The organism is uncultured Stenotrophomonas sp., assembly GCF_913778665.1.
In the GTDB taxonomy this organism is placed as follows: domain Bacteria; phylum Pseudomonadota; class Gammaproteobacteria; order Xanthomonadales; family Xanthomonadaceae; genus Stenotrophomonas.
On record NZ_CAJYVQ010000010.1, the window covers coordinates 78622 to 104172 of the forward strand.

General features: G+C 67.0%; 23 protein-coding genes and 1 pseudogene. 13 read left to right on the plus strand and 11 right to left on the minus strand.

Translation table 11 applies throughout. The annotated features are described in order from the left end of the window. Positions 1–41: 41 nt before the first annotated feature. The 3 genes and pseudogenes from phaR to gluQRS all read right to left on the minus strand — a co-directional run bounded on the left by phaR (position 42) and on the right by gluQRS (position 2442). A complete protein-coding gene (phaR, locus tag QZ853_RS14420) occupies positions 42–581 on the minus strand; it encodes a polyhydroxyalkanoate synthesis repressor PhaR (RefSeq protein ID WP_295574496.1) in 540 nt (179 codons plus the stop codon). A 166-nt stretch (positions 582–747) separates the two neighbouring features. Then, positions 748–1488 (minus strand): beta-ketoacyl-ACP reductase, encoded by a 741-nt coding sequence (locus QZ853_RS14425; protein WP_295574498.1) that lies wholly within the window; start codon positions 1486–1488, stop codon positions 748–750. Positions 1489–1505: 17 nt separating this feature from the next. After that, a pseudogene (gene gluQRS / locus QZ853_RS14430) lies at positions 1506–2442 on the minus strand (tRNA glutamyl-Q(34) synthetase GluQRS). A 93-nt stretch (positions 2443–2535) separates the two neighbouring features. Here gluQRS and htpX point away from each other — a divergent pair. After that, the gene (gene htpX / locus QZ853_RS14435; protein ID WP_197582417.1) at positions 2536–3402 is read left to right on the plus strand and encodes a protease HtpX; all 867 of its coding nucleotides are present in this window, start codon (positions 2536–2538) and stop codon (positions 3400–3402) included. Between the two features lie 674 nt (positions 3403–4076). On the opposite strand, the gene QZ853_RS14440 is transcribed toward htpX, so the two are convergent. Next, positions 4077–4904, minus strand: a complete 828-nt coding sequence (locus QZ853_RS14440) for an inositol monophosphatase family protein (protein WP_295574503.1) — start codon at positions 4902–4904, stop codon at positions 4077–4079. Between the two features lie 120 nt (positions 4905–5024). Between QZ853_RS14440 and QZ853_RS14445 the strand changes: the two genes are divergently transcribed. The 3 genes from QZ853_RS14445 to QZ853_RS14455 are packed head-to-tail and all read left to right on the plus strand — an operon-like array spanning position 5025 to position 8898. Then, a complete protein-coding gene (locus QZ853_RS14445; RefSeq protein WP_295574506.1) occupies positions 5025–5795 on the plus strand; it encodes an RNA methyltransferase in 771 nt (256 codons plus the stop codon). A 47-nt stretch (positions 5796–5842) separates the two neighbouring features. Beyond that, positions 5843–6775 (plus strand): phosphate/phosphite/phosphonate ABC transporter substrate-binding protein, encoded by a 933-nt coding sequence (locus QZ853_RS14450; protein ID WP_295574508.1) that lies wholly within the window; start codon positions 5843–5845, stop codon positions 6773–6775. Continuing rightward, positions 6772–8898, plus strand: a complete 2127-nt coding sequence (locus tag QZ853_RS14455; RefSeq protein ID WP_295574511.1) for an EAL domain-containing protein — start codon at positions 6772–6774, stop codon at positions 8896–8898. The genes QZ853_RS14450 and QZ853_RS14455 overlap by 4 nt, the downstream gene beginning before the upstream one ends. 67 nt (positions 8899–8965) lie before the next feature. Here QZ853_RS14455 and epmB read toward each other — a convergent pair whose 3' ends face one another. Further along, positions 8966–10006 carry an EF-P beta-lysylation protein EpmB gene (epmB, locus tag QZ853_RS14460; protein WP_295574514.1) on the minus strand — a complete coding sequence of 347 codons (1041 nt, stop codon included), beginning with the start codon at positions 10004–10006 and terminating at the stop codon, positions 8966–8968. Positions 10007–10102: 96 nt separating this feature from the next. On the opposite strand from epmB, the gene efp reads away from it, so the two are divergent. From efp to QZ853_RS14485, 5 genes are all read left to right on the plus strand, one after another. Further along, the gene (gene efp / locus QZ853_RS14465; protein WP_295574517.1) at positions 10103–10669 is read left to right on the plus strand and encodes an elongation factor P; all 567 of its coding nucleotides are present in this window, start codon (positions 10103–10105) and stop codon (positions 10667–10669) included. Between the two features lie 201 nt (positions 10670–10870). Beyond that, on the plus strand, positions 10871–12214 hold the full coding sequence (locus tag QZ853_RS14470; RefSeq protein ID WP_295574519.1) for a TRZ/ATZ family hydrolase: 1344 nt from the start codon (positions 10871–10873) through the stop codon (positions 12212–12214). Between the two features lie 25 nt (positions 12215–12239). Continuing rightward, positions 12240–12956, plus strand: coding sequence for a bifunctional 2-polyprenyl-6-hydroxyphenol methylase/3-demethylubiquinol 3-O-methyltransferase UbiG (ubiG, locus tag QZ853_RS14475; RefSeq protein ID WP_295574521.1), 717 nt, complete (start codon positions 12240–12242; stop codon positions 12954–12956). Then, complete coding sequence (locus QZ853_RS14480; RefSeq protein ID WP_295574524.1) at positions 12953–13648, plus strand: phosphoglycolate phosphatase; 696 nt, start codon at positions 12953–12955, stop codon at positions 13646–13648. Before ubiG ends, QZ853_RS14480 begins: the two co-directional genes overlap by 4 nt. 11 nt (positions 13649–13659) lie before the next feature. Next, on the plus strand, positions 13660–14364 hold the full coding sequence (locus QZ853_RS14485) for a phytoene/squalene synthase family protein (protein ID WP_295574528.1): 705 nt from the start codon (positions 13660–13662) through the stop codon (positions 14362–14364). Positions 14365–14459: 95 nt separating this feature from the next. Here QZ853_RS14485 and QZ853_RS14490 read toward each other — a convergent pair whose 3' ends face one another. From QZ853_RS14490 to yidD, 3 genes are read right to left on the minus strand one after another with little or no spacing between them, the layout of a single operon-like run. Beyond that, positions 14460–15308, minus strand: coding sequence for a M23 family metallopeptidase (locus tag QZ853_RS14490; RefSeq protein WP_295574532.1), 849 nt, complete (start codon positions 15306–15308; stop codon positions 14460–14462). Then, positions 15308–16654 (minus strand): dihydroorotase, encoded by a 1347-nt coding sequence (locus tag QZ853_RS14495; protein ID WP_295574536.1) that lies wholly within the window; start codon positions 16652–16654, stop codon positions 15308–15310. The genes QZ853_RS14490 and QZ853_RS14495 overlap by 1 nt, the downstream gene beginning before the upstream one ends. 1 nt (position 16655) lies before the next feature. After that, positions 16656–16910 (minus strand): membrane protein insertion efficiency factor YidD, encoded by a 255-nt coding sequence (gene yidD, locus QZ853_RS14500; RefSeq protein ID WP_005417723.1) that lies wholly within the window; start codon positions 16908–16910, stop codon positions 16656–16658. Between the two features lie 272 nt (positions 16911–17182). Between yidD and dksA the strand changes: the two genes are divergently transcribed. Then, positions 17183–18397, plus strand: a complete 1215-nt coding sequence (dksA, locus tag QZ853_RS14505) for an RNA polymerase-binding protein DksA (RefSeq protein ID WP_295574540.1) — start codon at positions 17183–17185, stop codon at positions 18395–18397. Between the two features lie 625 nt (positions 18398–19022). Here dksA and QZ853_RS14510 read toward each other — a convergent pair. Genes QZ853_RS14510 through cysS form a run of 3 tightly spaced genes read right to left on the minus strand, consistent with a single transcriptional unit; the run spans position 19023 to position 22150 of the window. After that, the gene (locus QZ853_RS14510; protein ID WP_295574543.1) at positions 19023–20270 is read right to left on the minus strand and encodes an MFS transporter; all 1248 of its coding nucleotides are present in this window, start codon (positions 20268–20270) and stop codon (positions 19023–19025) included. Then, positions 20267–20719 (minus strand): SufE family protein, encoded by a 453-nt coding sequence (locus QZ853_RS14515; RefSeq protein WP_295574546.1) that lies wholly within the window; start codon positions 20717–20719, stop codon positions 20267–20269. The genes QZ853_RS14510 and QZ853_RS14515 overlap by 4 nt, the downstream gene beginning before the upstream one ends. Before the next feature lie 54 nt (positions 20720–20773). Then, on the minus strand, positions 20774–22150 hold the full coding sequence (gene cysS / locus QZ853_RS14520) for a cysteine--tRNA ligase (protein ID WP_295574550.1): 1377 nt from the start codon (positions 22148–22150) through the stop codon (positions 20774–20776). A gap of 189 nt (positions 22151–22339) precedes the next feature. Between cysS and QZ853_RS14525 the strand changes: the two genes are divergently transcribed. The 3 genes from QZ853_RS14525 to QZ853_RS14535 all read left to right on the plus strand — a co-directional run bounded on the left by QZ853_RS14525 (position 22340) and on the right by QZ853_RS14535 (position 25515). Continuing rightward, a complete protein-coding gene (locus tag QZ853_RS14525) occupies positions 22340–22903 on the plus strand; it encodes a hypothetical protein (protein ID WP_295574553.1) in 564 nt (187 codons plus the stop codon). 318 nt (positions 22904–23221) lie between these two features. Beyond that, complete coding sequence (locus QZ853_RS14530) at positions 23222–24232, plus strand: N-acetylornithine carbamoyltransferase (protein ID WP_295574556.1); 1011 nt, start codon at positions 23222–23224, stop codon at positions 24230–24232. 86 nt (positions 24233–24318) lie between these two features. Continuing rightward, positions 24319–25515: an argininosuccinate synthase gene (locus tag QZ853_RS14535; RefSeq protein WP_295574559.1), complete on the plus strand. Its 1197-nt coding sequence runs from the start codon at positions 24319–24321 to the stop codon at positions 25513–25515. Positions 25516–25551: the final 36 nt, after the last annotated feature.

Here is a 25551-nt window from a genome sequence, read left to right on the forward strand (position 1 = left end):
CGCCAGGGGCGCGCCGTTTTCGTGTCAGCCGGTACTGTGGCTCAGCGGCGGGTCTTGCCGCCGGTGCCGGTGCCCGTGCCGGGTTCGCTGGGCTTGGTACCGGTACCGGTACCGGTTCCCGTGCCGCCCGGGCGCGGGCCGCCGAAACCGGCGCCCATGCTGCGCTGGAATTCCTGCCACAGCTCCAGGTTGCGCTCGGTCAGCTGGTTCATCATCGCCCACGGGGTCTGCCCCAGCAGGTTGCCCATCTGCTGGCGGAACTGCTGCTGCTGGTCGAGGAAGACCTGCATGCTGCGCTCCAGGTAATTGCCCATGAAGCCCTGCAGGGAATCGCCGTAGAAGCGGATCAGCTGGCTCAGCAGCTGGGTGGAGAGCATCGGTTCGCCGTCCTGTTCCTGGTCGGCGATGATCTGCAGCAGGACCGAACGGGTGAGGTCGTCGCCGCTCTTGGCGTCGCGGACTTCGAAGTCTTCACCGTCCAGGATCAGCTGGCGCACATCCTCGATGGTGATGTAGCTGGAAATCTCGGTGTCGTAGAGACGGCGGTTCGGATACTTCTTGATGATGCGGGTCGCAGCCATTGAAGCGGTCACTCGTCACAGTAGGAGCTCAGCATGGCGCAGTGCAGCAGCCGTTGCAACCGCCCCAGCCCCCGCCAGGCTTGGCTTTCAGTGCCGATCATGTTGCGCAACAAGGGTTTGCGTGCTGCGCAGCATGACCAACGGCAGGGGCTGCTGCCGGCGTTGCTTACCAGCCCATATGGTGGCCGCCGTTGATGTCCAGATTGCTGCCGGTGATCCAGGAGGCCTCGTCGGCCACCAGGAACGACACGCCGTAGGCGATTTCCTCCGGCTTGCCGAGGCGGCCGGTGGGGATGTCGGCGATGATCTTGGCGCGCACCTCTTCCGGCACCGCCATCACCATATCGGTGGCCACGTAGCCGGGCGAAATAGTATTGACGGTGATGCCAAAGCCAGCGTTCTCGCGGGCCAGCGAGATGGTGAAACCGTGCATGCCGGCCTTGGCCGCCGCGTAGTTGGCCTGGCCGTACTGGCCCTTGAGGCCGTTGATCGAGCTGATCTGGATGACCCGGCCCCAGCCACGGCGGCGCATGCCTTCGATGACCGGGCGGGTGACGTTGAACACCGAATTGAGGTTGGTGTTGATCACATCGTGCCACTGGTCCGCGCGCATGCGATGGAAGGTGGTGTCACGGGTAATGCCGGCGTTGTTGACCAGGATCTCGACCGGCCCCAGCTCTGCTTCGACCGCGCGCACCAGGGCTTCGGCGCTGTCCGGGTCGGAGACATCACCCGGGAAGATCGACACCTGGAAGCCGCGCTCGCTCATCGCCTGTTGCCAGGCGCGGGCCTTGGCTTCGTCGCGGTAATTGGTGGCGACCCGGTGGCCCTGGTCGGCCAGGCGTTGGCAGATGGCGGTACCGATGCCGCCGGTTCCGCCGGTGACCAGTGCGACGCGAGAAGTCATGGAGTGCTGTCCGGGTATCAGGTGAGGGAACAGGGATTCTGCAACATCGGCGCGGAAAGTGCGCCGGGGGGGCAGCAGGGTCGCTCAGATCAGAATGTCCGAACGCGGCAGTCGCGCCGGATCGAATGCGTTTCGCGCTGCGGCCAGCAGCGTGTCCAGATCGTGCGTGCTTTCCAGTGCGGCCAGGTCCTGGCCGAGCAGCTGCCAGAGCTGGCGCAGCACCGGCAGCGGCTGCGTGCTGTCCACAGGCGAGGCGGCCAGCGACTTGGACAGCTTGTGGCCAGGCGCATCCAGCAGCAGTGGCAGATGCCAATAGCGCGGCACAGGCAGGCCCAGTGCCTGTTGCAGCAGGATCTGCCGCGCAGTGGAGTCAAGCAGGTCGGCGCCACGCACCACTTCGGTCACGCCCTGCTCGGCGTCATCGACCACCACCGCCAGCTGATAGGCCCAGCAGCCGTCGGCACGGCGCAGCACGAAGTCGCCGACCTCGGCATGGACATCTTGGCGCTGCGGGCCGCGCAGGCCATCGTCGAATGTCACGACGCTGCCGGGAGGGACGCGGAAGCGGACGGCCGGGTCCGGTCGCAGCTGGCGCGCGACACAGCGATGGTGGATGCCGCCATTGGCGGCCAGGTCGCTTCGGCTGCAATGGCAGACAAAGGCGAGGTCGCTGGCCAGCAGCACGTCCAGCGCCGCCTGGTAGGCCTCGCCACGCGAGCTCTGCCAGAAGATCGGACCATCGTGGATCAGCCCGAACGCGGCCAGTGTCTGCAACTGTGACTGCGCTGCGCCGGGCACGGTACGCGGGGGGTCGACATCCTCGATGCGCAGCCGCCACAGGCCGTCGTGATGGCGGGCAAGCAGCCAGCTGCCGAACGCGGCGAGCAGGGAACCAGGGTGGAGCAGGCCGGTCGGTGAGGGCGCGAAGCGGCCGCAGGGAGTGGGTGAGGTCATGCTGGCTGAATCGTCGGTCAGGTTGGCGCTTGAATTCAAGCTGACTGCACCGCAAATTGGTCGATATCGACCCTTTTAGAGCCGGATTCTCCCATGTTTACCCGCATTGCCCTGTTCCTGGCCACCAACCTTGCGGTGCTGATTCTCGCCGGCATCGTGATGTCCATCCTGGGCGTGGACTCCCGTTCGATGAGCGGCCTGCTGGTCATGGCCGGCATCTTCGGCTTTGGTGGTTCCTTCATCTCACTGCTGCTGTCCAAGTGGATGGCCAAGCGTTCCACCGGCGCGGTGGTGATCACCGAGCCGCGCAACCCGACCGAGCGCTGGCTGCTGGCGACCGTCGAGCGCCAGGCCAAGGCGGCCGGCATCGGCATGCCGGAGGTGGCAGTGTACGAAGGCCCCGAGATCAACGCCTTCGCTACCGGCGCCAACCGCAACAACGCGCTGGTGGCGGTGTCCACCGGCCTGCTGCACAACATGAGCGAAGACGAGGCCGAGGCAGTGCTGGGCCACGAGATCGCCCACGTCGCCAACGGTGACATGATCACCATGGCGCTGCTGCAGGGTGTGTTGAACACCTTCGTGATCGTGCTGGCGCGCGTGGTCGGCGGTATCATCGACAGCGCGCTGTCGGGCAACCGCGAAGGCGGTGGCCGTGGCTTCGCCTACTTCATCATCGTGTTCGTGCTGGAGATGGTGTTCGGGCTGTTCGCGACGATGATCTCGATGTGGTTCTCGCGTCACCGCGAGTTCCGCGCCGACGCCGGTGGTGCCTCGCTGGCGGGCCGCCAGAAGATGATTGCCGCGCTGGAGCGCCTGCAGCTCAACCACGGCCAGAGCACGCTGCCGACGCAGATTGCCGCGTTCGGTATTGCCGGCTCGACCGCGAAGAAGCTGTTCATGAGTCACCCGCCGCTGGAAGAGCGCATTGCCGCGCTGCGGGCGTCGACGGTGGCGTAAGTCTCCGTACTTCTACGGTAGTGCAGGAACGCCTGGCCCCGCGCCGGGCGTTTTTGTATGTGCGCGCACGCATTGGTGGCGCCGGGTACGACCCGGCGAGAGTCGTTTCCGCGACCGCGGAGGGGTGTCACTTTCTTTGCGCGCAAAGAAAGTAACCAAAGAAACGCTCCGCCGGCCGCGAGCCGACGTGCTGTGCACGCCGGTGCCCTGCGCTTCTCGGCGAATCAGGGGACGGCGCCGAACTCGCTGCGCTCAAACACCGGCGCCTCTTCGCCCCTGATTCCCCTGCGATGCTCGGCTCGCTCAAGGCGGACTGGAAGGTCAAGATCAAGAGCAACAGCATCCACGCGTAGCATGGATCAACCGGGTGCCGCTGTGGCATTTGACCTTGGGTCCGCCTTGAGCGAGCTGAGCACCGCAGGTCCGGCGAGGGCGAAAAGGTGCGGGTGTCTGAGCGCAGCGAGTTCCCGCACCGTCCCTCGACGGACCGAGGAGCGCAGGGTGCCGATGCGCAGCATCGGCTCGCGCCCTGGCGGCGTGTTTCTTTGGTTACTTTCTTTGCACGAGCAAAGAAAGCGACACCCCTCCGCGGTCGCGGAAATGAATCTCCGGCCGCACAAACGAAAACGGCACCCTCGCAGGTGCCGTCTCCATCAACCGCTTTACACGGAATCTCAGAACTTGGCGTCGAACTCGGCGGCGTAACCGGTGTTGACCAGCACCTTCTGCAGCGACTCGGCGACCTTCAGGTTGCCGGCCACGATCTGGTGGGTCTCCGGGCCGCGGTTGTCCATGCGGCCCAGGGTCGCGCCCTTGAAGTCGCAGACCTTGCCGCCCGCCTCGCGGACCAGCAGCAGGCCGGCCGCGATGTCCCAGGCCTTCACGCCAGCCTCGAAGTAGGCGTCGGCGCGGCCGCACGCCACGTAGGCCAGGTCCAGCGCGGCCGAACCGGTGCGGCGGATGTCCTCACCGTGCACCAGCAGGGCGTCGACCGCCTTCAGCTGGGCGCTGGCACGGCTGCGCTCGCGCGGGGCGAAACCGGTGTGGATCATGGTGCCTTCGAGGTCCTTGCGCTCGGCCACGCGGATGCGACGGTCGTTGAGCACGGCACCGGCGCCACGGCTGGCGGTGAACAGTTCGTTGCGCAGCGGATCGAAGATGACCGCGTCGGTCGGCTCGCCGTTCTCGACCAGGGCGATCGACACGCAGTAGTGCGGCACGCCGCGCAGGTAGTTGCTGGTGCCGTCCAGCGGGTCGATGACCCACATATGGCGGCGCTCGCCCTGCACGCCACCTTCCTCACCGAACACACCGTACTCGGGGTAGGCCCGCTTGAGTTCCTTGACGATGACCTTTTCCGCGTCCGCATCGACTTCGCTGGCGTAGTCCATCCGGCCCTTCTGCACGACGTTCAGTGCCTCGAGCTTGTTGATGTTGCGCAACAGGACGTTGCCGGCGAGGCGGGCGGCCTTGACCATGACGGTTACGGCGGGTTTCTGCATGGCGTGGGCTCCCGGAAAGGCAGAAGAGATGGGCTGGCGGGGGAAAAGAGCGGGTCCGGCGCGTTGACCGGCCGCACAGTTTACCATTGGTCATCGTCCAGCTCGACCTTTTCCCTGTTCATGTCCCAGTTTCCTGCCGCCACCCGCCTCCGATTCGTCCTGGTCGGTACCCAGCACCCCGGCAACATGGGGGCCGCCGCCCGCGCCCTGAAGACCATGGGCCTGGCCCGCCTGGTGCTGGTCGCCCCCGAGAAACCGCTGGACGAGGAGGCCTTCCGCCGCTCGGCCGGTGCCGAAGACGTGCTGGGCGACGCCCCCGTGGTGGCGACCCTGGCCGAGGCCGTGGCCGACTGCCGCCTGGTGTTGGGCTGCACCGCCCGTGCCCGTCGCGTCCAGCTGGAGGAGTATCTGCCGGCCGATGCCGCCGCCCGTGCGGTGGCCAAGGCGGGTGAAGGCGCCGAAGTGGCCCTGGTGTTCGGCCGCGAGCGCACCGGCTTGACCAACGAAGAGCTGCAGCTCTGCCATGCGGCCGTGCACATCCCGTCCGATCCGGCGTTCAGTTCGCTCAACCTGGCCGCAGCCGTACAGGTGCTGGCCTATGAAACGCGGATGCAGCTGCTGGGTGCGCAGCCGGCAGCCGACGCCGAGCCGGGCTTCCGCGAGCAGGCGGCCAGCCACGAGCAGATGGAAAGCTTCTTCGCCCAGCTGGGCGACACCCTTGACGAGATCGATTTCCACAAGGGGCGCGCGCCGGAGTCGGCAATGCGCAAGCTGCGTCGCCTGTTCCTGCGCAGCGAGCCGAGCGAGCAGGAAGTGCGCCTGCTGCGTGGCATCCTCGCCGACACCCAGCGCATGGCACGGTTGGCCCAGGCGGGCGGCAAGGACAGCTGACGACGTTCTCATTTTTTCGGGTAGTCTGTCTGGATACCCAGGGGGGAATGACATCTGTGTCGGGTCTGCGAAAGGCAATGCAGGGGGGACTGCTGAGCCTGGCCATGGTCCTGTTGGCCGGGACGGTGCGTGCAGCACCGGATCCGGTGCTGGTGCTGGGCCGGATCAGTGATGACCCCCAAGCCCATTACGAACAACTGCAGCCGTTGCTGGACTACGTGGTGGCGCGCATGCACGACGTCGGAATCCATGAGGGGAAGATCCTGATGGCACGCGATCCGCAGCAGATGGCCAGCTATCTGCGGCGGGGGCGGGTCGACTGGGTCACAGAAACATCCGGTACCGCGGTGGCGTTGGGCCAGCGCAGCGGCGCGCGGCCGCTGTTGCTGACCGAGCGCAACGGCGTGCGGGAATACCAGACGGTGTTCTTCGTGCGCCGAGACAGCCCGATCCAGCGCCTGCAGGACCTGCGCGGCCATCGCCTGGCCCTGCAGAACACTGCCTCCACCAGCGCCTACCTGGTGCCGGTGATGACCCTGCTGGATCACGGCCTTTCGCCGCAGATTCTGGCGGGGGTGTCGGACCTGCCGGGACCGGACAGTGTCGGTTACGTGTTCGCGCGCAGCGAGTTGAACATCGCGACGTATGTGCACAAGGGGATGGCGGATGCGGGGGCGGTGAGCAGCGTGGACTGGAACGACGAGCGGCGGGTGCCGGCTGCGTTCCGGCGGGACTTCCGCGAGCTGCTGCGCACCGAACCGTATCCGCGTGCGGTGGAGATGGTCCGAGCCGACCTCGATCCGCGGGTGCGCGATCGCCTGCAGGAGGTCCTGCTGCAGGCGGCCAGTGACCCGCAGGCGCAGGGGGCGTTGCATCGGTTTTTTGGCACTTCCGGTTTCCACCGTGTCGATGCGCATGCGCAGCAGCGGTTGGATGAATTGAAACAAGGATTGACGCGCGTGCGGATGGAAGTGGAATGAAGTGGCTCGGCTCGGGGATGCAGGCCCGGTTCCTGTTGGCGATGGGCGGAACCATGCTGGTGGTGGTGGCGATCCTGGCGGTGCTGCTGGGGCGGCAGGCGGCGATGCAGAGCGAGGTGCGCAGCCTCAGCGGGGGTGTCATCCACGAACTGTTTGATCGCAGCGTGCGCAGCCGTGGCGAGGCGATGGCGCGCGAGCTGTCCGATGCGCTGGCCAACCCGCTGTACTACCGCGACCTGGACCAGGTGGGTGTACTGGTGCGCAGCACCGCGCGGCAGCCGGTGGTGCGCTATGTGCTGGTGTTCGATGAGCGCGGGCGGCTGGTGCATGACGGCTCGGTCGAAGTGGCCGGCTTCGGCCAGCCGATGACCGATCCACTGGCTCCCAAAGCGGCGGCGGCGCAGGCACTGCTGGTGCAGGAATCGCCGAAGGTGCTCGACAACACGATGCCGATCATGGTCGGCAACCAGCGCATCGGCGGTGTCCGTGTCGGCATGGCGCTGGACGAGGTGCTGCAACGCGAACAGGCCGCCAATGCGACCCTCGGCGAGCGCCTGCAGCAGGTCGGCAGCCGCCATCTTGGGTGGCTGCTGCTGATGCTGGGCCTGCTGGTGGTGATCGGGGTGGTGGTGATCCTGTATGTGCAGCGCACCCTGGTCACGCCAATCCGCGACCTGGCCGTGGCGGCGCGCCGCATCGAGGCCGGCGATTACAAGACGCCACTGGCCGAGAACACGCGCGATGACGAGGTCGGCGAACTGGTGCGCGGTTTCGCCCGCATGCGCGATGCGATCGCCCGCCATGACCGCGAAGTGCGGCGCATGGCCTACACCGATGCGCTGACCGGGCTGACCAACCGCCTGGCGTTCCGCGAGACGCTGGACCATCGGCTGATGGCCGCGCGCGCCTCCAATCATCGACTTGGACTGTTGTTTGCCGATATCGACGACTTCAAGCGGGTCAACGACACGCTCGGCCACGAGGCGGGTGACGAGGCACTGCTGCAGTTCGCGCAGCGCATCGGCCGCGCGGTCACTGAGGCGGGTGGCGATGAGGCGCTGCTGGCGCGCTTCGGCGGCGACGAATTCGTGATCCTGGTCGGCGATGGTGATGTGGCCGCCAACGCGAGGCTGCTGGCCGAAGTGCTGGTACGCGAGCTGGGCAAGCCGCTGGTGGTGCAGGGCAGGGAATTGTTCCTTGGCACCTCGATCGGCGTGACCCTGTTTCCCGATGATGCCGCCGATGCGACCACGTTGCTGAAGAACGGCGACATCGCCATGTACCAGGCGAAGATGGCCGGCAAGAACTGCTACCGCTATTACAGCCGGGCGATGGACCATGCGGTCGAGCGCCGCGTGCACATGGAGCAGGAACTGCGTGGGGCCTGGGAGCGCGGTGAACTGCGCCTGGCCTATCAGCCGATCTTCCGCATGCGTGATCGCCGCATGGTCGGCGTCGAGGTGCTGTTGCGCTGGCAGCATCCGACCCTGGGCACGATTCCGCCGTCAGTGTTCATCGAGGTGGCCGAGCAGAGCGGCCTGATCGAGATCATCGGCCCGAAGGTACTTCGCGCAGCCTGCATGGAGGCCGCGCAGTGGCCGCGCGGGACGGCCGGCGATGACCTGTTCGTGTCGGTCAACGTGTCGCCGCGGCAGTTGCGTGGCGGTGAGTTGCCGGCGCTGGTCGCGCAGTGCCTGCACGAATCCGGGTTGCCGGCCTCGCGCCTGCACCTGGAGCTGACCGAGACCGCGGTGATCGGCGATGAAATGGTTGCCGCGCAGCTGCTGGACAAGCTGCACCGCACCGGCGTGAAGGTGTGGCTGGATGATTTCGGCACCGGCTTCTCCGGCCTCAGCCACCTGCGCCAGGTGCCGGTGGACGGGGTCAAGATCGACAAGAGTTTCGTCGCCGATATGCAGCGCGACCCGGACGACCTGGCGCTGACCACGGCAATCATCGCCATGGCGCACGCGCTGGGCATCACCGTGGTGGCGGAAGGCATCGAGCAGCAGGCGCAGTTCGAACTGCTGGCGCAGCGCGGCTGCGACCTGGGCCAGGGCTATTGGCTGAGCCATCCGGTCACCGCCACCGAAGTGGTGCGGATGATCGAATCGGGGCTCTGACCTACTGCCGTTGTGTCGGGGCCAGGTCCCTTTTCCTGCGGAAAAGGGACCTGGCCCCGACACCGGGTTACACCGGGCGCTTGCTCGGGTCGCCCGGCAGCTCGCGCACCAGCTTCGGGATCAGATAGCCGGACAGGCGCGCGGTCAGGCCGGCAATCAATGCCTTGGCCCGGGCGTCATCCACCTCGAAGTGGGCCACACCCTCGACCCGGTCCAGCTGGTGCAGGTAGTAGGGCAGCACGCCGGCGGCGAAGCTGCGCTCGCTCAGGTCCTGCAGGGCCTGCACGCTGTCGTTGACCCCGCGCAGCAGCACCGCTTGGTTCAGCAGCTGGGCGCCGGTGCCACGCAGCCGCGCCATCGCGGCGTCCACGCTGGCCTCGAATTCGTTGGCGTGGTTGGCGTGGACCACGATCGCCAGCGGCCACGGCAGGCTGCCCAGCCAAGAGACCAGTTCATCGTCCACGCGCTCCGGCAGCACGATCGGCAGCCGGGTATGGAGGCGCAGGCGGCGGATATGCGGGATCGCGCGCAGGGCGTCGGTCAGCTCGACCAGCTTGTGCGTTGCCAGCGACAGCGGGTCACCGCCGGACAGGATCACCTCGTCGATGTCCGGGTCGGCCGCGATGGCGGCTACGGCTTCCTGCCAGCCGCCCTTGGCGGCATTTTCCGCGCCATAGTCGAAGTGGCGGCGGAAGCAGTAGCGGCAATTGATCGCACAGCTGCCCGTTGCCACCAGCAGCGCCCGGCCACGGTACTTCTGGATGACGCCGGTGGCCTTCCTGGCGGCGCCGTCGCCCACCGCGTCGAAGCTGAATCCGGGCGCCGGGCGCATCTCCGCATCGATCGGCAGCACTTGGCGCAGCAGCGGGTCGGCGGGATCGCCCTTGCGCATGCGGGACACGAAGCCTTCAGGCACGCGCAGCGCGAACTGGGCCATGGCCGCTTCCGAGACCCCAAGCGCGGCCGGATCCAGTTGCAGCCGGGCCAGCAGCGCGTGCGGGTCGCGCAGCGCCTGGCGCCAGAGCTGCTGCCAGCGCGCGGGCGCGGCTGTCGACTGGGGCCGGGGGAAGGCGGAAAGCTGCATGGAGAGGGGGCCTGCGGTTATCATGGGGGCAGAAAAACAGTCGCCCACCGGCCTTCGGTGGGCTTTCCATTCTAACGGCTCGCCGCACCCGCGGCGTTTTCGCCACTCAGGAGTTTACGCATGGCCAGCTACGGCATGAACGACGTCAAGAACGGGATGAAGATCCTGGTCAACAACCAACCGGCCGTCATCATCGACACCGAATACGTCAAGCCGGGCAAGGGCCAGGCCTTCACCCGCGTGAAGTACCGCCTGATCAAGGACGGCCGCACCCAGGAAGTGACCATGAAGTCGACCGACTCGCTGGATGCTGCCGACGTCGTCGATACCGACATGAACTTCATGTACAGCGATGGCGAGTACTGGCATTTCATGGACCCGGAATCCTTCGAGCAGGTCCAGGCCACCAAGGCCGGCATGGGCGGTGCCGAGAAGTGGCTGAAGGGCGAAGAATCCTGCGTGGTCACCCTGTGGAACGGTGAACCGATCTTCGTGCAGCCGCCGAACTTCGTCGAACTGAAGATCACCGAAACCGACCCGGGCGTCCGTGGCGACACCTCGGGCGGCGGCGGCAAGCCGGCCACCCTGGAGACCGGCGCCGTGGTCCGCGTGCCGCTGTTCGTCAACCAGGACGAAATCATCAGGGTTGATACCCGTTCGGGCGAATACTCCGCACGCGTCAAATAATCCGGCGCAGCCGGATTAGCTGTAGAGCCGAGCCAAGCTCGGGAACGCGCCATCGCATTCGCGCTGGCGCTCCCATGATCTGTTTCGGCAGGTCATGGGCCCCGTTTCACGAATCTGCAGCCCCGCCGCTTCGCGGCAGCCCCTGACTCAGGGGCGCGTCCCCAGAAATGTCTCGCCGCCCCCACAGCCCAGTGAGCCCGCATGAGCGATAGCCCGCACCTCCCCGAAGCCTGCGACCTGCTCATCGAAGCCGGTTACGTCGTCCCGATCGAGCCGCATGCGGTGGTGCTGGAAGACCATGCCGTGGCCGTGCGTGGCAGCGAGATCGTCGCCATCCTGCCGTGTGCCGAGGCGCGTGCGCGCTTCCGTGCCGCGCAGGTGGTCAGCCGCCCCGAGGCGGCGCTGATGCCGGGCCTGGTCAACGCGCACACGCACAACCCGATGACCCTGCTGCGCGGCGTCGCCGACGACCTGCCGCTGATGACCTGGCTGCAGCAGCACATCTGGCCGGTGGAAGCGGCGGTGATCGGCCCCGAATTCGTTGCCGACGGCACCACCCTGGCCATCGCCGAGATGCTGCGTGGCGGCACCACCTGCGCCAACGAGAACTATTTCTTCGGTGATGTGCAGGCCGCGGTCTACAAGAAGCACGGTTTCCGCGCGCTGGTTGGCGCGGTCATCATCGATTTCCCCACGGCCTGGGCAAAGACCGACGACGAGTACTTCGCCAAGGCCGGTGAACTGCACGACCAGTGGCGCGCCGACCCGCTGATCGGCACCGCGTTCGCACCGCACGCGCCGTACACGGTCAACGACGCCAATTTTGAGCGGGTGCGGATGCTGTCCGACCAGCTCGACATGCAGGTGCATCTGCACACCCACGAGACCGCGCAGGAAATCACCGATTCGATCAAGCTGCACGGCCAGCGCCCGTTGGCGCGGCTGGATCGCCTGGGCCTGGTCAACGACCGCCTGATCGCGGTGCACATGACCCAGCTGACCGATGCGGAAATCCACCTGTGCGCCGAACGAGGCGTCAGCGTGGTGCACTGCCCGGAATCGAACCTGAAGCTGGCCTCCGGTTTCTGCCCGGCCTGCGCCCTGCAGCGCGCTGGCGTGAACCTGGCCATCGGTACCGACGGCTGCGCCAGCAACAACGACCTGGACATGTTCAGCGAGAACCGGACCGCGGCGATCCTGGCCAAAGCGGTGGCCGACGATGCCACCGCGCTGGACGCAGCGACCACGCTGCGCGCCTCGACCCTGGGCGGTGCCCGCGCGCTGGGCTTCGGTGACCGCATCGGTTCGATCGAGGTCGGCAAGCAGGCCGACCTGGTCTGCGTCGACCTGTCGGCGCTGGAAACCCAGCCGCTGCACAACGTGCTGTCGCAGCTGGTGTACGCCACCGGTCGCCAGCAGGTCAGCGATGTCTGGATTGCCGGCAAGCCGAAGCTGGTGCAGCGCGAGCTGGTCGGCATGGACCTGCCGGGCATCATCGCCAACGCGCGCCAGTGGCGCGAGCGTATCCGTCATATCCGCGCCTGAGCCCTGGCGCCGCAAGGACTACCCCATGACTGCCCCCCACGCATCCTCCAATTTCGATCAGGCCGAGCTGGACAAGTTCGCCGCACTGGCCAACCGCTGGTGGGACGCTGACGGCCCGCAGAAGCCGCTGCATGCGCTGAACCCGGTGCGGCTGAAGTACGTGTCCGACCGCGTGCCACTGCGCGGTGCCCGCGTGCTGGACATCGGCTGCGGTGGCGGTTTGCTGAGCGAGGCGCTGGCCCAGTCGGGCGCCGACGTCACCGCCATCGACCTGGCCCCTGAGCTGGTCAAGGTCGCGCGCCTGCATGCGCTGGAAAGCGGCGCAAAGGTCGACTACCGGGTGCAGGCCGCCGAAGACCTGGCCGCCGAGCAGCCGGGCAGTTTCGATGTGGTCACCTGCATGGAAATGCTCGAGCACGTGCCTGACCCGGGCGCGATCATCGAGGCATGCAAGCGCCTGCTGAAGCCGGGTGGCCACCTGTTCCTGTCGACCATCAACCGCACCGCTGCCGCCTTCGCGGTGGCGATCGTCGGCGCCGAATACGTGGCACGGTTGCTGCCCAAGGGCACCCACCACTACCAGGAATTCATCAAGCCGGCCGAACTGGCGCGCTGGCTGCGCGAGGCCGATGTGCAGCTGGTGGACGTGAGCGGCATGGCCTACGAGCCGTGGCGCAACCACGCCCGCCTGAGCAGCCGCACCGACATCAACTACCTGGCCTACGCGGTCAAGCCGGCATGACCTCTGCCCGCTTCCCGCGCGCGGTGCTGTTCGATCTGGACGGCACCCTGCTGGACAGTGCGCCGGATTTCGTCGCGACCTGCGATGCGATGCTGGCCGAGCGTGGGCGTGCACCGATCGATCCGGAACTGCTGCGCCCGGTGGTCTCCAAGGGCTCGCGTGCGATGGTTGGGGCCGCGTTCCCGGAGCTGGATGCCGCCGCTCGCGATGCACTGATCCCGGAATTCCTGCAGCGCTATGAAGCGTTGATCGGCCAGCACGCGGTGCTGTTCGAGGGCGTGGCCGGCATGCTGTCGGCACTGGAGGCTGCCGGTACCGTGTGGGGCATCGTCACCAACAAGCCCGAATACCTGGCGCGTCTGATCCTGCCGCAGCATGGCTGGCAGCAGCGTTGCGCGGTGCTGGTCGGCGGTGACAGCCTGGCCGAGCGCAAGCCGCACCCGCTGCCGCTGCTGCACGCTGCGCAGGCCATCGGTGTTGCCGCCGAGGACTGCGTCTACGTGGGCGATGACGAGCGCGACATCATCGCCGCGCGCGCCGCGGCGATGCCGTCAGTGGCGGCGCTGTGGGGCTACCGCCTGCACAGCGACGACCCGCTGGCCTGGCAGGCCGACGTGCTGGTCGAGAACGCTGAACTTCTGCAACTGGCCAGTCTCTGGCCGACCCGGCCGGCAGCCCCGGCCCAGCCGTAAGGAATCGCGTAGTGAGCAGTACCGCGCTGGACAGTTTCCTCGACAAGTGGCGCAGCCGCTGGCCGGAGTGGTCGGTCGCCGCCCCGTTCGTGGCCGAACCGCAACGCGAACTCGCGGTGGCGTGGTTCGCGCTGCTGCAGGAATTCGACGACATGCTCAACACCAGTGGCGATCCGCTGCCGGCCGACGCCAAGCTGGCGTGGTGGGGCGAGGAGCTGCGCAGCTGGGCTGCGCATCGGTCGCGCCACCCGTTGGGGCGCCTGCTGGAGCCGGTGCGTGCGCCGTGGGCGCAGCTGGCCGAAGCGCTGCCGGATCTGGTAGAAGCGCGTACGGTTGCGCTGGATGCGGCTGGCGCCGAACGCGCGCTGGCCAACTACGCCGACGCGGTAGCCGCGGTGGAAGCGGCGCTGTTCAACGACAAGCCGCGCACCGGCGCTGGTCGTGCGGTGCAGCTGCAGACCCTGGCCCAGCGCCTGCAGGATGCCGGCGTGGCCGGTGTGCCGCGCAGCCTGCTGGATGAAGACGCCAGCAATGCTGCGCAGCGCTGGGCGCAGTACCTGTTGAAAGGGTGGGGTGCCCGCGTGCCCGGCCCGCGCCCGCGCCGCGTCTGGTCCAGCCTGGCACGTGCCCGTGTCGCCGCGCAGGCCGCAGGCAAGCCGATTGAAGCGACACCGATGCGCACGTTGCTGCGCGTGTGGTGGGCCGCACGCGGTTGATCGATTGATCGATTGGGCGGATGCGGACCCTGGCCCGCACGCTCCATGAGGTTGTGCCGACCAAGGTCGGCACCCACGAAGGCAGATTGCGCGCGTTATTTACGTTCCAGCACCAGCAATGGGTCGATGCGGGTATCGAACCAGTTCATGCCCCAGTGCAGGTGCGGGCCGGTGGCGCGACCGGTGGCGCCGACCGCGGCGATCACCTGGCCCTGTTCCACCCGGTCGCCGACCTTCACGTCGATGCGCGACAGGTGCAGGAAGTTGGAGCTGACCCCGAAGCCGTGGTCGAGCAGCAGCGTGCCACCGGTCAGGTACAGGTCCGGGCCGGCGAAGGTGACGATGCCGGCCGCCGGTGCCTTCACCGGGGTGCCGGTCGGCACCGCGATGTCCATGCCGGAATGACCGGCGCCAGGCTGGCCGTTGTACACGCGCGCATTGCCGAAGCGGCCGCTGATGCGGCCCTGCACCGGCCAGATGAAGGTCTGGGTGAAATCGGTACGGTCGTCATCGCGGGCGCGTGCGGCAGTCACCTGCGCCTGTTCGCGCTTGATCCGCTCGGCGATCGCCGGCGGCGGATTGACCGTCTTCGGCGGCACGCCGTTGACCCGCTCGATGGGCCAGTCGCGCGGCGTCACCGTAATGGTTGCCGTCTCGCTGCCACCATCGGGGCGTTGCACCTGCACGCGCAGCGGGCCTTTCTCGTCGCGCCCGATGCCAAACACCACGCTGCCGTAGCTGCTTACGCGCAGGTCGCGACCGGCGTAGCGGACACGGCTGCCGGCCGGCACCTTGCCGATCACCAACGCGCCCTGCGACGCGCTGGACGGAAACACCACGCGGCTGTCGATCAGGCTGCCGATGGCATCCTGCGCGTTTGCCGAAGGTGTGCAGAGCAGGGGCGCCGCCAGCAGCAGCGCCCCGAACAGAAGTGCCGCGCGCATCAGCGGTCGTAGGTCATGCGCTGGCCGGCCGGTTCGCCCACCAGCTTGCGGCCGTCCCACACCAACTGGCCGTTGACCCAGGTCGAGGCCACGCGCGAACGGAAGGTCGTTCCTTCGAACGGCGACCAGCCGCACTTGGACAGCACGTCCTCGCGCTTGACGGTGAACGGCACGTCTTCCACCAGCACCAGGTCGGCGAAATAGCCTTCGCGCAGGAAGCCGCGCTCTTCCACGTCGAACAGCTGTGCCGGAGCATGGGCGAACTTCTGCACCACCTGCTCGCGGGTCAGTTTGCCTTCGTGCACGCGTTCCAGCGCGGCCACCAGCGCGTACTGCACCAGTGGCAGGCCGGACGGTGCCTGCGCATAGGGCTTCTGCTTCTCTTCCCAGGTGTGCGGCGCGTGGTCGGTGGCCAGCACGTCCAGCACGTCATCGGCCAGCGCGGCGGTGATCGCTTCGCGGTCGGACACTTCCTTGATGGCCGGGTTGCACTTGATCAGGTTGCCCTTGGTTGCGTAATCCGGGCGCGCGAAGTGCAGGAAGTGCACGCAGGTCTCGGCGGTGATCTGCTTGCGGCTGCCATCGGCGCGGATCAGTGGACCCTTCTCGAACAGCGCCAGTTCGTCGGCGGTGGAGATGTGCAGTACATGCAGGCGGGTGCCGTGCTTGCGCGCCAGCGACATCGCCAGGCGGGTGGACGTGATGCAGGCCTCGCGCGAACGGATGTCCGGGTGCATGTCCGGGGTCAGCGCGTCGCCGTACTTCTCCTGGAAGGCCTTGAGGTTGGCATCGATCATCGGCGTGTCTTCGCAGTGCGTGATGATCGGGGTCGGGCATTCGCGGAAAATCGCGTCCAGCGTTTCCGGGTCATCCACCAGCATGTTGCCGGTGGAGGCGCCCATGAACACCTTCACGCCCGGCGCCTTCTTCGGGTCCAGCGCGCGGATCGCTTCCAGGTTGTCGTTGCTGGCGCCGTGGTAGAAACCGTAGTTGGCCCAGGCGCGGCCGCGTGCCAGCTCGTACTTCGCTTCCAGGATGGTCGAATCCAGCGTCGGCGGGTTGGTGTTGGGCATGTCCATGAAGCTGGTCAGGCCGCCGGCCACGGCCGCCGCCGATTCGCTGGCGATATCGCCCTTGTGGGTCAGGCCCGGCTCGCGAAAGTGCACCTGGTCGTCGATCATGCCGGGCAGCAGCCAGCGACCGGCCGCGTCCACCACCTGTTCCCCATCGCGCGGGGCCAGCCCGCTGCCGATCTGCGCGATGCGGCCATTCTCGATGCGCAGGTCGCCGTCGAAGGTGCGCCCTTCGTTGACCATGCGGGCATTGATGATGAGGGTGGAGGACATGTCAGTGTTTTCCTGTGCAACGGCAAGAAGGGGCGTGGGTGGATTCGGGCACCGGGTCGAAGCCGCCGGGGTGGAACGGATGGCAGCGGCCCAGCCGGCGCGCAGCCAGCCAGCTGCCGCGCAGCGGACCGTGTCGGGAGATGGCGTCCATCGCGTATTCAGAACAGCTCGGCACGAAACGGCAGCGCGGCCCCAGCAGGGGGCTGATGAAGCGCTTGTAGAAGCGCAGCAGGGCAATGAGCAGGCGCGAGATCACCCAGTCATCTTATGCCAGTTGGCATGAAGGCCGCATTTGTGCAGGATGGGCCGTTGGTCGCATGTCGCCGATGGCCTGCGACCGGTACCGGCACTCTCGGGTGCCGGACAGGTTCCGTACCGCGCGAGGCGGTCCGTGTTCGTCGGACCGCCCCTTGGGCGCCTTGACTCCAGGACTGAATGGAGCTGGGCTGCCGAGGTTGCTGCTGCGGGTCGGGTAGGCTATAAAGGCCCGCTTTCCCGGGCCCCGGGGAATCCAAGGAAGAGCGTTTCGTGGCTGCTAAAAAAACTGCAAAAAAGGCCGCAACGGCCGCCAAGAAAACCGCCAAGCCTGTTGTGAAGAAGTTGGCGGCAAAGCCCGTTGCCAAGAAGCCGGCCAGCAAGCCGGCGACCAAGGCAGCGTCCTCGCAACCGGCGGCCAGGAAGGCCACCGCAAAGAAAGCGCCGGTCAAGGCAACCAAGCCGGCGGCGAAAAAGGCCGCTGCACCTGCCAAGGCCAAGCCCGCCGCTGCTGCCAAGAAGGCGCCGGTGGTGAAGAAGGCCACCAGCAAGGCCGCGCCGGTGAAGAAGGCCGCCGCCAAGCCGGCGCCGAAGCCGGTGGTAAAAAGGGCAGCGGCCAAGCCGGTTGCCAAGCCGGCGGCCAAGAAGGCGGCCAAGAAGGCGGCCGCGGCTAAACCTGCCGCCAATCCTGCCGCTGTAAAGAGCGTCACCCAGAATGTCGCCGTGCCGGCCGCCAAGCCGACCGCGGCCCCCGTAGTGAAGTCCGCACCGAAGCCAGCTGCCAAGCCGGCTCCGGCCAAGCCTGTCCCGGCCAAGACCGCGGCAGTGGCAGCAGCCCAACCGGCTTCCCAGCCGGCGCCGGCCGCCGCTCCTGCTGCATCGAAGGCCCCGCAATCCAAGAATCCCGTGCCCGTTTCGAAATCGCCTGCCAAAACCGCCGTGAAATCCGATTCCGCCCCGAAGACCGTGTCGCGCCCTGTCGGCAAGGTCGCCGTCGCCGTCGCCGCCCGTTCGGCGGCACCGGCCCCGCGCAGCAAGTACAAGGTGGTCGAGTACAAGACCGACGAGGCCACCGGCCGCCCGATCCTGCCGGCTGGCTACAAGCCGTCCTCGGAAGAGGAATACATGAGCCCGCTGCAGCAGGAGTATTTCCGCCAGCGCCTGCAGAACTGGCGCGCTGACCTCGTGGAAGAGTCCAAGCAGACCATCGAGAACCTGCGCGAGGAAGTGCGTGACATCGGCGACGAAGCCGAGCGCGCGACCCGCGAGACCGAGAATTCGCTGGAACTGCGTACCCGCGACCGCTACCGCAAGCTGATCGGCAAGATCGACAGCACGCTCAAGCGCCTGGAAGCCGGCGACTACGGCTACTGCGTGGACACCGGTGAAGAGATCGGCTTGGAGCGCCTGGAGGCGCGCCTGACTGCCGAGCGCACCATCGACGCCCAGGAGCGTTGGGAGCACCTGCAGAAGCAGCAGGGCGACTGATTCCCGGTCGTTGTCTGGTCATGCAGAAAACCCGGCTTCGGCCGGGTTTTTTGTTGGGGGTGGTTGGCTGGGTAGAACGGCGCCTTCCGGGTATCGGAGGGAGCCTGCGGGTGGGTCCGGGCAGGACACGCTGCAAGTACATCCCTGTAATCTCGGCCGCGGCATCCATGCCGCGGACGGTCCTGCCCGGACCCACCCGCAGGCTCTTGATGCTTTCCTGCGCGCGCGGCCGCTGTAGAGCCGAGCCCATGCTCGGCTCAGGCCGAAGCCGGAGGGCAAGGAAGAGCAAAAGCAAAAGCAAAAGCAAAAGCAGCCAAGCATGGCTTGGCTTTACCAGGAGCGGTCATGCGTGCGCTCACGGCTGTTGGGTCCGCCTTGTAGCGAGCCGAGCAGCGCAGGGGAATCAGGGGCGAAGAGGCGCGGGTGTCCGAGCGAAGCGAGTTCCGCGCCGTCCCCTGATTCGGCGAGGAGCGCAGGACACCGGTGCGTAGCACCGGCTCGCGGATGGCGGAGCGTTTCTTTGGTTACTTTCTTTTCGCGAAAAGAAAGTGACAAGCGCAATCATAGAGGGAGAGCAATGGCCCCAGCCAAACGCCCGGCGCCGCCGAATCCGCTGTTCGCAGCGTCACTGCAGATCACGCAAATTCAGTTTCCGCAGCGTCGGGTTCCTCCACGCCGTGATACCGGCCACGCTCAGCACCGCGAACCCGCCCAGTACCACCGCTGGTACCAGGCCTAGCAGCCGGGCCATGGTGCCGGCATAGAACGCGCCCAGCTCGTTCGACGAACTGATGAAGATGCCGTTGATCGACGACACCCGTCCGCGCATTTCCTCCGGTGTGGCCAGCTGCAGGATGGTCGAGCGGATCACCACCGACACGCCATCGAACGCCCCGTAGAACAGCAGGATCAGTGCCGACAGCCAGAAGTGCTGAGACAGCCCGAAGCCGATCACGCACAGGCCGAACCCGGCCACCGCGAACAGCAGCACGCGGCCGGCATTGCGGTGCAGCGGGTGGCGCGCCAGCCACAGGCCCACGCAGACCGAGCCCAGCGCCGGCATCGCGCGCAGGATGCCCAGGCCTTCCGGGCCGTGGTGCAGGATTTCGTGCAGGAACGCCGGCAGCATCGCCACCACGCCGCCGAGCAGCACCGAGAACATGTCCAGCGCCATCGCGCCGACCATGATCCGGTTGCCGACCACGAAGCGCGCGCCTTCGGCGATGCTCTTGAAGATCGGCGCGGCCGGGCCGGTATGCACCGGTTCCTCGACCTTCAGCGTGGCCAGGCAGGCCATCGCCACCAGCGCGAACGCGGTCGCCACCGCATAGGACAGGCCCTTGCCGCCGAAGCCGACCAGCACGCCACCCAGCGCGGGGCCGGCGACCATGCCGGCCTGGAACACCACCGCGCCGAGCCCGGCACCGCGCGCGAACTGATCGCGGGCCAGTACGCGCGCGAACAGCGCGTTGTAGATCGGCGACAGGAAGGCGCGGACCATGCCGGTCAGGGCGATGGCGGCGTAGATCGGCCACACGCCCTCAAATGGCAGCCAACCGGTGGCGACGCCGGTCAGCACCAGCGCCGTGGTGATCAGTCCGGAGCAGGCGAACATCCCCAGCCGGCGCCTCGGCAGATGGTCAACCAGATAACCGGCGAAGGGTGCCACGCAGAAGAACGGCAGCACTTCCGCCAGGCCGATCAGGCCCAGAGAGAACGGATTGCGGGTGACTTCGTAGATGTGCCAACCGACGGTGACCGCAACCACCTGGTAGGACAGCATCGCGAAGATGCGGTAGGCCAGCAGCTTGGCGAAGCCGGGCCGGGACAGCAGGCCCAGCGCGGTCTCTTCGGCTGTGGCGGGCTCGCTCACGGTTGTTCGCGCTGCAGCTGTGCCTGCGCGGTTTCACGGATGAACGCCAGCATCGCCGCCACGCCATTGCTGCGGGTCGGCGAGAGATGGCGGGCCAGGCCGATGTCCTGGATGTAGCTGGGCTCGGTGTCCAGGATTTCCTGTGCCGAGCGCCCGGAGTACACGCGCAGGGCCAGGAAGATCAGGCCGGAAACGATCGCCGAATCACTGATGGCATGAAAGCGCAGCGACTGCGCGTTGCCTTCCGGCACGATCCAGACCATCGATTGGCAACCGAGCAGGCGGTGCTCCTCAGTCTTCCATTCTTCCGGGAAGGTAGGCAGCTTGCGGCCGAGGTCGATCAAGTACTGGTAGCGCTCGGACCAGTCGCCGAAGAAGCCGAATTCCTCGGCGATGGCGGCCTGGGCCTCGGCGGCGGTGGGTTCAAGCGGGAATGGGGAGTCGGTCACAACAGTCTCTACAGTGGGGGCGTGGCCGGCGGACCGGCCACGGGGCAGGGCAGGTCAGCCGCGCTTGCGCGACCAGCGCACGCCCTGCGGGGTGTCATCCAGCACGATGCCTTCGGCGGCCAGTTGGTCGCGGATGGCATCAGAACGGGCGAAATCGCGCGCCTTCTTGGCCGCCGCACGCTCGTCGATCAGGGCCTGGATGCGCGCATCGTCAGCGTCGTCGCCTGCGGCGGTGCCGAACCACTGCGCCGGATCGGCCTGCAGCAGGCCCAGCGCCAGGCCGGCGCCAAGCAGCTCGCCCTTCAGGCGCGCCTGCTCGGCCGGGTCAGTAGCACGGCGCGCGTCGGCGGCGATGCGGGCCACTTCGGCCAGCGCCTGCGGGGTGTTCAGGTCGTCATCCAGGGTCGCTTCGACGCTGGCCGGGATCACTGCGCTGGCTTCGATCGACGCCAGGTCGCGCAGGGTGCCGTACAGGCGGTCCAGGGTGCGCGCGGACTGTTCGATCAGCGCGTCGGACCAGTCCAGCGGCTGCCGGTAGTGGGCTGACAGCAGCGCCAGGCGCAGGGCCTCTGGCGGATGCTGGCGTACCAGGTCATGTACGCGCTCGATGTTGCCCAGCGACTTGCTCATCTTGGCGCCGCCAAAGTTGAGCATGCCGTTGTGCAGCCAGAAGCGGGCGAAGATCTTGCCGCCGTGGGCGCACTCGCTCTGTGCGATCTCGTTCTCGTGGTGCGGGAACTGCAGGTCGACGCCGCCGGCATGGATGTCGATGGTCTCGCCCAGATGGGCGGCGGCCATCGCCGAGCACTCGATATGCCAGCCCGGGCGGCCTCGGCCCCACGGCGATTCCCAGCCGGGCAGATCGTCGCTGGACGGCTTCCACAGCACGAAGTCGCCCGGATCACGCTTATAAGGGGCGACATCGACGCGGGCGCCGGCCAGCATTTCATCCGGGTCACGGCGCGACAGCTTGCCGTAGCCGTCGAAGCTGGCCACCGCGAACAGCACGTGGCCTTCGGCGGCGTAGGCATGGCCATTGGCGATCAGCTGCTCGATCATGGTGACGATCTGCGGCATGTGCGCGGTCACCTCCGGCTCGATGTCCGGCGGCACCACGCCCAGCGCGGCCATGTCTTCACGATACGCGGCGGCGAACTTGTCGGTGATGGTGCTGATCGGCACGCCCTGCTCACGCGCGGCGGTGTTGATCTTGTCGTCCACGTCGGTGATGTTGCGCGCGTAGCGCAGGCCACCGAATCGGCGCCGCAGCAGGTCGGCCAGCACCCCGAACACCACCGGGCCACGGGCGTTGCCGATGTGCACGTAGTTGTAGACCGTCGGGCCGCACACATACAGGGTCGGACAGGCCGGGTCGATCGGGGTGAACGGTTCGAGCTGGCGAGTCAGGTTGTTGTGCAGGCGCAGGGTCATGGGGCTGTGGCTGGGGGACAAGCCTGTGATTTTAGAACGTGTCGGCCCCCTTTTGGGGGCGTCGCTTGCCACCGGTGGACGCCGTACCCGCCCAAGGTGGGGTGGGCAGGAGCGGCGTGGACGGGTAATGTTCAGCCCCTTGCGCTCGCCACTGCCTACACTATCGCCGTGCCCTTGCTCCCGTCGCCAATGAAATCCACCGCGTTGCTGACCCTGGCCTGCCTGTCGGCGACGGCCGCCGTGGCCCAGGCGCAGGAGGCCGAGCCGCGCAACCGGGTGGTGATCGTGGAGAACGTGAAGTTCGACTACGCACAGGTACTGAACGTCGAGCCGGTGTTCCAGACCCTGCGCGCGACCCGTACCGAGGAGCATTGCGAGCCGATCTCGACCCGGACCCTGGCCCCGGTCAACGTCACCGGCGAAGAGCCGGTCGAGGACAAGGGCCGGATCAGCCGCTTCTGGGACTCGGTGCGCTCGATGTTCAAGCGCAGTGACGAGGAGGTCTCCGAGGAGGCCGCGGCCGAGACGCCAGCTCCGGCGCCGGCCACCACCGGCCCGATGCTGACCCGCGACTGCCGCATCGTGCCGGTCGGGCGTGAATTCCGCCGGCCCATTGCCTACGACGTGGATTACGTCTACAAGGGCACCAAGTACCGCTCGCGGCTGCCGGAAGACCCCGGCAACCGGTTGAAGATCCGGGTGTCGATCACCCCCTGGGTCGGCCCCGAGCAGGGCGCCACCGGCAATCCCTGATTCCGGGCCCCCGCCTCTTGCGCCGGCCCCGGCCGCATGCAAAGATGGTCGACCATGAAGCTCACCGACTTCCAGCACGACAGCAGCGCAGCCCGACAGGCGTCGGGTATGACCTCGCGTGCCCGTCGACCGGAACCCCACATTCTCGCTGGGTAACCGGAGCTTTTTGCTGTTCGTCCGAAAAAAACCCAGCCCGCCGGCTGGGTTTTTTCGTTTGCGCGTTCTGAAAGCTGCAACTGCAATCTTTTCGTTCCACCTTTGCTTCCTGCTTTTCCCTTCCACCGCGCCGGACCCGGCGCTGCCACGCAAGGAAAGATGATGTCCCCCAAGCACTTCCTGAACACCCAGGACTGGAGCCGCAGCGATCTCGACGCGCTGCTGACCCAGGCCGCGCTGTTCAAGCGCAACAAGCTCGGCGACCAGCTCAAGGGCAAGTCGATCGCGCTGGTGTTCTTCAACCCGTCCATGCGCACCCGCACCAGCTTCGAACTGGGCGCATTCCAGCTCGGCGCGCACGCGGTGGTGCTGCAGCCGGGCAAGGATGCGTGGCCGATCGAGTTCAACCTCGGCACGGTGATGGATGGCGATACCGAAGAACACATCGCCGAAGTGGCCAAGGTGCTGGGCCGATACTGCGACATCATCGCCGTGCGTGCGTTCCCCAAGTTCCAGGACTGGGCCTACGACCGCCAGGACATCGTCCTCAACAGCTTCGCCAAGTACTCGCCGGTGCCGGTCATCAACATGGAGACCATCACCCACCCGTGCCAGGAACTGGCGCACGTGATGGCCCTGCAGGAGCACTTCGGCACCCAGGACCTTCGCGGCAAGAAGTACGTGCTGACCTGGACCTACCACCCCAAGCCGCTGAACACCGCTGTGGCCAACTCGGCGCTGACCATCGCCACCCGCATGGGCATGGACGTGACCCTGCTGTGCCCGACTGCCGACTACATCCTGGACGAGCGCTACATGGGCTGGGCCGAGCAGAACGTGGCCGAGAGCGGTGGTTCGCTGAAGATCAGCCATGACATCGACAGCGCCTACGCCGGCGCCGACGTGGTCTACGCCAAGAGCTGGGGCGCGCTGCCGTTCTTCGGCAACTGGGAACCGGAAAAGCCGATCCGCGACCAGTACAAGCACTTCATCGTCGACGAACGCAAGATGGCGCTGACCAACAACGGGGTGTTCAGCCATTGCCTGCCGCTGCGCCGCAACGTGAAGGCCACCGATGGCGTGATGGATTCGCCGCAGTGCATCGCCATCAACGAAGCCGAGAACCGATTGCACGTGCAGAAGGCGATCATGGCCGCAGTTGCCGGGCGCTGAAAAGAATAAGTCGAGCATGGCTCGACGTTACGAAGACGAAGTCGGGCATGGCCCGGCGCTACCCCACCTGATTGGACCTGACCCCCATGAGCAACAAAGACGTCGTTCTCGCCTTCTCCGGCGGCCTGGATACCAGCTTCTGCGTGCCGTACCTGCAGGAGCGTGGCTACAACGTGCACACCGTGTTCGCCGACACCGGCGGCGTGGATGATGAAGAACGCGATTTCATCGAGAAGCGCGCCGCCGAGCTGGGCGTGACCAGCCACGTCACCGTCAACGGCGGCCCGGCCATCTGGGACGGCTTCGTCAAGCCGTTCGTGTGGGCCGGCGAAGGCTATCAGGGCCAGTACCCGCTGCTGGTGTCGGACCGCTACCTGATCGTTGATGCCGCGTTGAAGCGTGCCGCCGAACTGGGCACCAACATCATCGCCCACGGCTGCACCGGCATGGGCAATGACCAGGTCCGTTTCGACCTGGCCGTGAAGGCACTGGGCGACTACCAGATCATCGCGCCGATCCGCGAGATCCAGAAGGAGCACACCCAGACCCGCGCCTACGAGCAGAAGTACCTGGAAGAGCGCGGCTTTGGCGTGCGTGCCAAGCAACAGGCCTACACCATCAACGAGAACCTGCTGGGCCTGACCATGTCCGGCGGCGAGATCGACCGTTGGGAAGCCCCGGGCGAAGGTGCCCGCGGCTGGTGCGCGCCGCGCAGCGAGTGGCCGGAGCAGGCGCTGAACGTGACCCTGAAATTCGTCGAAGGCGAAGCCGTCGAACTGAACGGCAAGGCGCTGCCGGGCGACCAGATCCTGGCCCAGCTCAACAAGCTGTTCGCCCCGTACGGCGTTGGCCGTGGCGTGTACACCGGCGACACCGTGATCGGCCTGAAGGGCCGCATCGTGTTCGAGGCCCCGGGCCTGGTCTCGCTGCTGGCCGCGCACCGCGCGCTGGAAGACGCCGTGCTGACCAAGCAGCAGAACCGCTTCAAGCCGGACGTGGCGCGCAAGTGGGTGGAGCTGGTGTACGAAGGCTTCTACCACGACCCGCTGAAGGCCGACATCGAAGCGTTCCTGAAGTCTTCGCAGGCCAAGGTCAACGGTGAAGTGGTGCTGGAAACCCGCGGTGGCCGCGTCGATGCGGTGGCGGTGAAGTCGCCACACCTGCTCAACACCAAGGGCGCTACCTACGCGCAGTCGGCCGACTGGGGCGTGGAAGAGGCGGAGGGCTTCATCAAGCTGTTCGGCATGAGCTCGACGCTCTTTGCCCAAGTCAACCGCGGTTGACTTGAGCACGAGCCCACGCATTTCACCTTAACCCCG